Here is a 9951-nt window from a genome sequence, read left to right on the forward strand (position 1 = left end):
CTGTGAAGGACCCGGCCGTGTCCGAGGCGCCGGTTTCGCCACCCAAGGCGGCGAAATCCCCTCAGGACCGGTCGGGCTACCTGTTCATCCTGCCCTGGTTCATCGGGATGGCCTTCACGATCATCCCGTTCTTCGCCTCGCTCTACCTGGCTTTCACCGACTACAACCTGCTGAACGTGCCGAACTGGATCGGCCTGGAGAACTTCGCCGAGATGTTCTCCGATGACACCTGGTGGCAGTCGGTCAAGGTCACGTTCGTCTACACCTTCGTCTCGGTGCCGCTGTCGCTGGCCGCCGCGCTGGGCGTCGCCATGCTGCTCAACCGGGGCGTGCGGGGCCTGCCGTTCTATCGGGCGATCTTCTACCTGCCCTCGCTGCTGGGCGGCAGCGTGGCGCTGGTGCTGCTGTGGCGCTACATCTTCGGCCTCAACGGCATCGTCAACGCCTTCCTCGGCTTCTTCGGCATCGAGCGGATCAGCTGGACGTCCGACCCGGACTACGCCCTCACCACGCTGATCATCCTGCACATCTGGACGTTCGGCTCCCCCATGGTGATCTTCCTGGCCGGTCTGAAGCAGATCCCGGCGATGTACTACGAGGCCGCCGCGATCGACGGGGCGAACAAGTGGCAGCAGTTCCGCAAGATCACGCTGCCGCTGCTCAGCCCGATCATCTTCTTCAACCTGATCCAGTCGCTGATCTCCTCGTTCCAGACCTTCACTCAGGGGTTCATCTTCAGCGGAGGCAAGGGCGGGCCGGCCAACTCCACGATGTTCTACAACCTCTACCTGTACAAGCAGGGGTTCGAGCAGTTCCACATGGGTTACGCCTCGGCGATGGCCTGGATGCTGCTGATCATCATCGCGGCGTTCACCGGCCTCAACTTCCTCCTGGCCAAGCGGTGGGTGCACTATGACAACTGACGAGAGCTACCTCGAGCGCATCGGCAACACCCGCCGCAAGCGCTTCACCAAACACCTGCTGCTATGCCTGGTCAGCATCGTCATGCTCTACCCGTTGCTGTGGCTGGTGTCCAGCTCGCTCAAGCCGACCGGGATCGTCTTCAAGGACCTCTCGCTCTGGCCCGCCGAGTGGGACTTCTCCAACTACACCGAGGGCTGGACGGCCCTGCAGTTCCCCTTCGACCTCTACCTGGTCAACTCGGTCGTCATCGTCGTGCTGAGCATCCTGGGCAACCTGCTGTCATGCTCGCTGGCCGCCTACGCCTTCGCCCGGCTCAACTTCCGTGGCCGCAAGCTGTTCTTCGCGCTGACGCTCGGCACGATGATGCTCCCCGGTCACGTGCTGCTGGTCCCGCAGTACATCGTCTTCGCCAAGCTGGGCTGGCTCAACACCTACTTCCCGCTGATCGTGCCGAACTTCCTGGCCACCAGCGCGTTCTACATCTTCCTGATGGTGCAGTTCATCCGCTCCCTGCCCAAGGAGCTGGACGAGGCGGCCCGCATCGACGGCGCGGGCACGTTCCGGATCTTCTGGAGTGTGATCCTGCCGCTGTGCAAGCCCGCCTTCGCCACCACGGCGATCTTCACCTTCATCGCGACCTGGAACGAGTTCTTCTCTCCCCTGCTCTACCTGACCGAGCAGGAGCTCTACACCGTGCCGCTGGCGGTGCGCCAGTTCATCGACTCCGAGGGCCAGTCCCAGTGGGGGCAGATGTTCGCCATGTCGTTCGTCTCCCTCGCCCCGGTCATCGGGTTCTTCATCGCCGGCCAGAAGTACCTGGTCAAGGGCATCGCCACCACTGGATTGAAGTAGATGAAACGCTATTCCTTCGTCGGGACCGGCTCGCGCGCCCAGATGTACCTGGCCGCCCTGCTCGGCCCCTACGCCGACCTCGGCCGTCCGGTGGCCTTCTGCGACACCAACGAGGTGCGCATGGCCTACTACGACCGGATCGCCGGCGCCCCTCTGCCGCACTACTTCCCCGACGCCTACGAGGAGATGCTCAAACAGAGCGACGTCGTCTTCGTCACCTCCCGCGACGACACGCACGCCGGCTACGTGAGCCGTGCGCTGCTGGCGGGGGTGGACGTGGTGGTGGAGAAGCCCATGACCATCGACCTGGCCGGGGTGCGGCAGATCCACGACGCGCTGCAGGCCGGTACGTCGGAGCTGACGGTCACCTTCAACTACCGCTACTCCCCGCGCAACGCGCTCATGCGGCAGCTCATCGCCGACGGGGCGATCGGCGAGGTCACCTCCGTCACCTTCGAGTGGTGCCTGGACACCGTGCACGGCGCCGACTACTTCCGCCGCTGGCACCGCGACAAGGCCGCCTCCGGCGGGCTGCTGGTGCACAAGGCCACCCACCACTTCGACCTGGTCAACTGGTGGCTGGGCGACCGTCCCGAGGTGGTCTTCGCCCGTGGCGGGCTACGCTTCTACGGCCCTGACAACGCCCGCCGCCGCGGCCTGGGCAGCCGGCCCGCGCGCGGCCTCATCGACGGCGACCCGTTCTCCCTGGACCTGGCCTCGGACGAGAAGCTCCGTGAGCTCTACCGGGACGGCGAGCACCTGGACGGCTACATCCGCGACCGCGACGTCTTCTCCGACGGCATCACCATCGAGGACAACCTCAACGTGGTGGTCGGCTATCGGGGCGGCGCGTCGATGTCCTACACCCTGCACGCGCACTGCCCCTGGGAGGGCTATCGCGTCGCGATCAACGGTACGGCGGGGCGCATCGAACTCGACGTGGTCGAGCGGCCCCACGTCTCACCCGCGGGCGCCTCCTCGACGATCGGCGCGGCCACCGCCGCCTCGAAGGTGGCCGTCGCCTTGGCCGAGCCGGAGGCCGAACTGGCCGAAGTCCTGGACCCGAGCAATCTGTCCGAGAGCGAAAGTGCCGTGGCTGCGGGGGGACACCGGCAACGTGGCTCGCGTCTGCTGCTGCAGCGCCACTGGGAGCCCGCGATCGAGGTGCCCATCCCCGAAGGCGCGGGCGGCCATGGCGGCGGCGACGCCATGCTCCTGCACGACGTCTTCCGCGGTCCCTCCGGAGACCGGCTGAGCAGGCACGCCGGGTTCGCCGACGGCGCCGCGAGTGTGCTGGTCGGCGTGGCGGGCAACGAGTCGCTGCGCACCGGCAAGGCGGTTTATCTGGATGAGCTGGGATTGCCATTGCCATGACCCCCGCCCTGCTCGTGGCGGCACCGCCTGGGGACTACGCTCATAATCCCCGAATGCGAAAAGGCGGCGAGATGGCCACGGAAGTGCTGCGGCTGGATGGACGAGAGGTGGCCTCCTATGTCTGGCAGCCGAAGGCGCCCGCTTCCAGTTCACCGCGCCCCTTCCTGCATCCCGTGCGCACCCTGGCCGGCCATACCGTGACCGACGCCGTGCCCGACTCCCACCCGCACCAGTTCGGGATCGGCGTGGCCTTCCCCGACATCGACGGGGTCAACTTCTGGGGCGGGCGCACCTTCGTGACCGGTCACGGGCCGGCCTGGCTCGACAATCACGGCAGCCAGCGGCACGATCGCTGGCTGGGCCGCAGCGAGACCTCGCTCTCGCACGCGCTGCGCTGGCTGGGGCCCGACGACGGGCCGCTGCTGGACGAGCGGCGGACGATCACCTGCACGCCGGTCGACGGGCCATTCAGCGGGGCCGTCTGGTCGCTGGCCGTACGGACCCAGCTGACCAACGGCGCCGAGCGGGCCCTGGTGATGCGGAGTTCGGCGGCCAAGGGCCGGGTCGGCGCGGGCTACGGCGGCTTCTTCTGGCGCGGGCCGAACGTCACCGGCGCCGCCGTGCTCAGCGCCGCGGGCGAAGGCGTGGAGTCCGTGCACGGCCGGAGCGCCGCCTGGGTCGCCGTCGCCGCCCCGGAGTGGACCCTGGTCTTCCGGCCCGGCGACGAGGACACCGCCCAGGACCGCTGGTTCGTCCGGGCCCGCGACTACCTCGGCGTCGGCTCCTGTGTGGCCTGGGCGGAGCCGCTGGTGCTGGAGCCGGACGAGGCGATCTCCCGCACCGTGGTCGTCCTGGTGGCCGACGGCCGCCTCACGGCCGAAGACGCGGCCCGGCTGGCGACATGACCGCCGCCTTCCGGCCCAGCGCGCCGCGCTCGCCTGAGGGCGCCGTCCGGCAGGAGAACCTGCGCGACCTCAATCTCGAGGTGGTCTTCCAGCGCATCCTCACCGCGGGCGGTCCCATCTCCCGCACGGAGCTTGCCACCGCCACCGGGCTGACCCGGCCCACCATCACCCGCATCGCCGAGGAACTGCTGGCCGGACAGCTCATCACCGAGAAAGGCGTCACCCACAACGGCCGGGCGGGCCGCCCGCGCGTCGGCCTCACGCTGTCGGACCGCGGTCCCGCCGGGCTGGGCCTGGACATCCGCGCCGACGGCCTGGCCGCGTGCGTCGTGGACCTGACCGGCACCGTGCGCCACCTGACCTTCGCCCCGGCCCGCTACGCCGGCCTGGACGCCGCCGCCGTCCTGACCGAGCTGGCGCGCATGGCCCGCGAGGCTGTCGACGCCGTCACCGCCAAGGACCTGACCGTGGTCACTACCACCTTGGCCGTGCCCGGACCGGTCGACGGCGGCATCGTTCGCTCGGCCCCTGCGCTCGGCTGGCGCGACGTGCCCGCCGGAACGTTCCTCGGCGACATGGGCCTGACCGCCGCCGTCGAAAACGAGGCCAACCTGGCCGCCCTCAGCGAGCTGTACGCCGGAGACAACACCCTCGACAGCTTCGTCTACGTCTCCGGCGGCCTCGGCATCGGCGCCGGGATCGTGCTGGGCGGCCATCTCATGCGCGGCGCCCGCGGCTGGAGCGGCGAGTTCGGCCACGTCACCGTCCACCCCGACGGCGCTGACTGCCCGTGCGGGTCTCGCGGCTGCCTGCAGACCTACGCCAGCACCGCCGCCATCCTTGGCGACGACCCCGCTCCGGAGTCCGCCAATCCGGACAACGTTGTCACCGAGCGCGCCGAGGCAGGCTCCCCGCCCACGCTCGCCGCCCTGGAGCGGGCCGGCACCGCACTCGGCATCGCCCTGTCGAGCGTGCTGAACATCCTCGACATCGACACCGTGCTGCTGGGCGGCAGCTTCGCGCTGATGTCGTCCTGGCTCACCGCCGCCGCCAAGGCCGAGATCGACCGGCGCGTGCTCACCGCCGCCTGGGCTCCCGTCACCGTCCGTCCCGCCCTGCTCGGCCCGGACGCCGCCGTGATCGGCGCGGCGCTCACCTCCATCGACCAGATCCGCCGGCAGCCCACCGTCTGGCTCGCCCGCCAGGCCTGAACCTCCGGCGGACTTGGCGCATGGTCGACGCCTTCCGGGCTCTGGCCCTGCAGCCGGCCACCCGTGCCATCACCTCCCGAGAGCAGATCCTGGACGCCATCGGCCGGGTGGCCGTCCAGGCGGCGGGGGCCGCGCCTGGCTCGGCCCGGAGCTGCGCCTGGTGGTGCTGCCGGACCCAGCGGCCGTCCTTCGACGGTGGATCTGGGCCGTCATGTCGATCACCTCGCTGGGATCGTGCAACGGCGGGCACGAGCGCGCGGTGATGCGCGGCAAGTGACCGAGTCCCACGACCACGTTGTGCGGCGCACTATTCGACGGGGATCTGGAAGGCGAGCAGACCCATGCCGAGAGTGTCGATGACGCGGGGGCCGGCGCGACGGTGGGCGACGTACGCCACAGTGGCGTCGGCCGGTACCGGCCGGTCCAGCGTCAGCACCAGGCCATGGCCGCGTTGCCAGCGCACGGATTCCACGACGGTGCCCGGCACCAGGAAGTCCGCGGCGGCGCCATCCTCGACGGTCAGCGGGTCGGCGGGTGAGCGGAGTTTCACCACCAGTTGGTGCGGGTTGTCGTCGATCCGGTGAGCCGCTCTGGGGTTCGGTGGCGCCACCTTCGGGGCACCCGGGCGGTACAGGTCGTCGAGAAGCATGGCCGCGTTGTGTTCACCGAAGGTGCGGTAGCCGTCGATGTAGTCAAAGTGGCAGCCGTCGTGACCGTTGATGCCGGTCGTCGACAGCACCCGCAGGTTGTCGATGGTGTCCGGCAGCCGCCGTTGGGCGTCCCGCAGCGCCACCGGGATCGCCTGGTCGCATGGGGAGCTCCGGACCTGGTGGACGTAGACCGGCAGCTCGGCGCCGTAGTCTTGGCGCCAGTCCGCGACCAGCTCGGTGAACCCGGCGACGTGTACCTCAGCCTTGTCGCGGTCGGCCTCACCCTGGTACCACAGCATGACGTCGATGGCGTCCGGCCCGGTCAGGCCGGCCCGGGTGAGCCGTTGCAGCAGCATCCCGTAGCTGGTCGCGCCATCGGTGGGGTCGCTGTCGTTGCGGGCGAAGTAGCTGATCGGCCGGCCACCACGGGCACCGTTGACGATGGCGATCGGGATGCCGAGCTCGGCCGACATCAGCTGTCCCATCCGGACCGCCCACTGGCCGATCGCCGCGACCCGCTGGACGTTGTCGCCCATGGCGTAGGTCCAGCCGCCGATGGCGGCGGCCAGCCGCGGGGTGTTGTTGTTGGACGTACCAAAGGTACGTACCCACCGGGACCGGTCCGCCTCCGACGACGTCGAGTTCGACTGCTGGCCGGCCTGCGCGTTCGACTGGCCCTGCACGACGATGACGTCACCGGCGACGACGTCGACCGCGCGTCCGATGCGGTGGCTGTTGCCGTCGGCGGTGAGCGCGACGAGTTCCAGGTCGGTCGACGTCAGCGCCACAGGCAGCGAGACGGTGAACGAGAACCGCGGTGCCGCCGGTGACACAGTGGCCCGTCGGGTCGTCTGCCGGCCGTCGCGGGTGGTCCGCAGCTCGACCGCGGTGACATCCGGGTCAAGTGCTACCCCGCTGACCGGCACCGACACGCTGGTGGCGGTGCGGCCCGGGCGGGGGACCACCTGCCGCGAAATCGGGGCGGTGTCCACCCGGGCCAGCGACGGCCGGGCGTAGAAGGTGAGCCGCCGGGTGGTGTAGTCGCCGGCGTTCTGGGCGGACGTCCAGTCGGGGTTTTCGCCCGGGCCGGCGCCGATGCCGATGTCCATCGTCTGAGGGCCGGCGGTGGTGAAGGCGTTGACGGCCAGCACCGGAGTCGCGGTGGCGGCGTCCGCGGTCCGCGGGCCGCGGGCGTCGCCGGCGTCGGCGAACGCGTGCACCTGGAACGAGCCGTACCCGTTCGCCCACAGGACCGCGTCGTCGGCATCGCGGGCGGTCTCGGACGCTCCCGGTATCTGCCGCGACCCCGTCCCGTCGTACTGGTTGGGCCACATCTCGACCCAGCCGGAGCCGCCGTCGACCTCCTGTACGCCGGGCACGTTGGAGGCGACCGTCAGGTCGTCTACGAACTGGTGCCGCGACTGCTCCATGCGGGTCGGCAGGCCCAGGTCGTCGGGGTTGCCGCTCAGCGCCTCCATCGACGTCCACACCCAGGTCGTACCCGCGTCGGTGGTGAGCTCCAGGCAGTAGCCGACCCGGTCGAAACCACCGGCGACGCCGGCGGTATCGTCGAATGTGTAGGGAGGGGTTGTGTCCCGCCAGTTCGCGGCGGCGGGCAGGTCGAGCACTCGCACCAGCCGGTAGTCCGCGGCCTCGGCGTCGCAGGACGTCGACCAGGCGTCGGTGGCGGTAGGTTCAGCGGCAGCGACGCCGGAGGCGGAAACGGTTGCCGCGGCGAATGCCAGGGCAGCGCATCCGGTGGCTAACAGGCGGGTGTGGAGCCGATGTCGCGGCATGGGCACTCCTCCATGGGTTGAGGTCGGGAGGGTAGACGGCGGGCGGGCCGCGCACCCGAGATCAGTTGAACGCCAGCCAGGTATCGCGCAACGGCCGCTGCCCGACTCCGGGCTTCGTCCAGTCACACACGCCCGATGGGAAGACCTCCAACAGCCGACGGCGCTCGGCCGGGCTGAAGGTCACCCGGTAGTCGCTCCAGTCGACGGCCTTGCGGTGGCAGGTCACCACGTCATCGGTAAGCGGAGCGCCGGCTACCAGTCGTGGAGTGGGGTAGGCAGGGAACTGCTGTCCGCACTCTCCGGCATTGTCCGCAGTGAGCCGTTGAACGATCTTGCGAGGCTCGGCGTCGCGGCTCCAGCAGGCGTCGGTGAGATCAGCCGGCTTGTTCCGCACCACCTTTTGGTGTGCGGACAGCCGCGAGTCATCGCCCACGATCGCGGTCAGCCACTCCTCCATGCTCGTCAGGGCGTACCGCAGGGTTGGGCTGGTGAGGCTGAACCCGCCGAAACGGTTGTCCTCCACGAGGAAGACCTGGTTGTCCGCGTCGCCGTTCGCCGCCTCCAGCCGCGCCCGGGTGGCGTAACCGTGCGTCATCATGTGGATGTCGCCGTTCGCGGCGTCATCGGAGTACGACCGGTAGTCGATGATCGGCGTGCCGGCCAGGCCGGCCCCGCCGAAGAGAATGCGCCCGGTGCGGTGGGCGGCGTCCCTCGCGATCGGGTCCGCCGCGGTGCGCTGCGCCGTCGGCTTGGCGTCGATGTCCAGTCCCCCGATGCCCTGGTTGAGGTCGAGGAACTGCTGCGGGGTGATCGCGCCCGAGTTCAGCGCGGCCAGCCCGTACTGCACCCCCACGTTGTCCAGGGCCCGCCGGGCGAACCCGGTGGCCGGATCGCGTCCGTAGACGTTCACGGTGTGGTCGTAGACGTCTCCGCGCGCTCCACGGGGGTTGGTCTGCGGGTGGTAGCGCAGCTCCGCGGGCAACACCGTGGGGAACTCGGCGACCGGGTCCAGCCGCTTCGCGCCGTCGCTGAGGTTGCGGATGCTCTCCCACCGCCGGAAACCGGCGACCTGGCGCTGCTCCTCCTGGCTGAACGTGTCCGGCGCGACCTCGGTGAAATAGTGCTCGAGCAACCGGGAGTCGAACAGCGTGAAGTTCGTCGCGGACGTGACGTCGGGGAACGACTGCCCGACCACGATGCCGTCCAGCAGACCCGGGTAGTTGTCCGCGATCTGGTGTCCCTGGTAGGAACCTCCAGAAGAACCCCAGCCGATGGTGAACAGCGGATCGCCGTAGCGCTCGACGAACCGTTCCTTGACCATCATCATGGTCTCTGCCGCGAGCAGGTCGTTGCAGTTGTTGCCGAAGACGTTCAGCGACGCCGACGCGACCGCGTAGCCGCGGCCGAGCATCTGCGGGTCCAGTACACCGCCGGTGTTCGTGCCCTGGGTGTACCAGCCGCGCCGGCAGCCGCCGCCGAAGGTGTAGATGAGCCGGTCGTTCCAGCCGGGGCTGCGCCGGTGGAAGGCGGGTTCTTCCGTCGCCGGGTCGTGCAGCATGGAGATCTGGTAGATCGACCGGTTGACCGTGCCGGTCTCGATCCGGATGAGGAACGGGACCGTCTGGCCGGTGAGGGTGGTCGTCCAGGCGAGGTCGTCGGGTCTGGCCGCCGGATCCGGCAGCGGCAGGGTCTTTCCGCTGGTCGACCGGTAGGCGTAGTCGACCCGGGTGGCCACGGAGCAGTCGGCGTCGAGAGGGTCGCCGAGCGTGCCGCCGTCGACCAGGCGGAACCGGTCTGTGGTGCAGACGTACGGCGTTTCGTGCGGACCGCTGATCACCGGCCCCGTGGCCGGATGGTTCGTCAGGACGAGCTGGTCGCGCAGCGGCCCCGCGGTCGCGACAAGGTGGTTGCGTCCGGGCCGCAGCCGATCGACCAGGCCGGTGAAGGCGTGCGCGTTCGCGTCTGCCCGGAAGGAGCCGGTGATGTCGGCGCCGTTGAGCGTGAACCGGACCGCGTCCAACGGCTTGCCGCGCGGCACCGCCGCGGTGACGAGCACGTCGTCCGCCGTCACCAGTTCGGGTCTGGCCGACAACGCCACCAGTCGCAGACTGTCGCTGCCGGCGGCCGCTGCCGGTGCGGCGTAGGGCGCGAGGACCGTGGACGCGGTGACGGCGACCACGGCTAAGACCGCGGCGAGTAGGGATCGTGGCGAACGGTATCCAGTGACAGGGCGCATTGC

General features: G+C 69.7%; 7 protein-coding genes. 5 read left to right on the top strand and 2 right to left on the bottom strand.

All coding sequences use genetic code 11. The annotated features are described in order from the left end of the window. The first annotated feature begins 2 nt into the window (after nucleotides 1-2). The 5 genes from ACTWPT_RS48720 to ACTWPT_RS48740 are packed head-to-tail and all read left to right on the top strand — an operon-like array spanning nucleotide 3 to nucleotide 5266. Nucleotides 3-923, top strand: a complete 921-nt coding sequence (locus ACTWPT_RS48720; RefSeq protein WP_443184373.1) for a carbohydrate ABC transporter permease — start codon at nucleotides 3-5, stop codon at nucleotides 921-923. Then, the gene (locus ACTWPT_RS48725; RefSeq protein ID WP_443184374.1) at nucleotides 913-1776 is read left to right on the top strand and encodes a carbohydrate ABC transporter permease; all 864 of its coding nucleotides are present in this window, start codon (nucleotides 913-915) and stop codon (nucleotides 1774-1776) included. The genes ACTWPT_RS48720 and ACTWPT_RS48725 overlap by 11 nt, the downstream gene beginning before the upstream one ends. Then, nucleotides 1777-3150 carry a Gfo/Idh/MocA family protein gene (locus ACTWPT_RS48730; protein ID WP_443184375.1) on the top strand — a complete coding sequence of 458 codons (1374 nt, stop codon included), beginning with the start codon at nucleotides 1777-1779 and terminating at the stop codon, nucleotides 3148-3150. Nucleotides 3151-3203: 53 nt separating this feature from the next. Continuing rightward, nucleotides 3204-4055, top strand: a complete 852-nt coding sequence (locus ACTWPT_RS48735) for a PmoA family protein (RefSeq protein WP_443184376.1) — start codon at nucleotides 3204-3206, stop codon at nucleotides 4053-4055. Beyond that, a complete protein-coding gene (locus tag ACTWPT_RS48740; protein ID WP_443184377.1) occupies nucleotides 4052-5266 on the top strand; it encodes an ROK family protein in 1215 nt (404 codons plus the stop codon). Before ACTWPT_RS48735 ends, ACTWPT_RS48740 begins: the two co-directional genes overlap by 4 nt. Nucleotides 5267-5573: 307 nt before the next feature. Here the strand turns inward: ACTWPT_RS48740 and ACTWPT_RS48745 are convergent, their stop codons facing one another. Beyond that, a complete protein-coding gene (locus ACTWPT_RS48745; protein WP_443184378.1) occupies nucleotides 5574-7712 on the bottom strand; it encodes a sialate O-acetylesterase in 2139 nt (712 codons plus the stop codon). A 61-nt stretch (nucleotides 7713-7773) separates the two neighbouring features. Continuing rightward, on the bottom strand, nucleotides 7774-9948 hold the full coding sequence (locus ACTWPT_RS48750; protein ID WP_443184379.1) for a DUF6351 family protein: 2175 nt from the start codon (nucleotides 9946-9948) through the stop codon (nucleotides 7774-7776). Nucleotides 9949-9951: the final 3 nt, after the last annotated feature.

The organism is Nonomuraea sp. 3N208 (assembly GCF_052245935.1).
Classification (GTDB): Bacteria; Actinomycetota; Actinomycetes; order Streptosporangiales; family Streptosporangiaceae; genus Nonomuraea.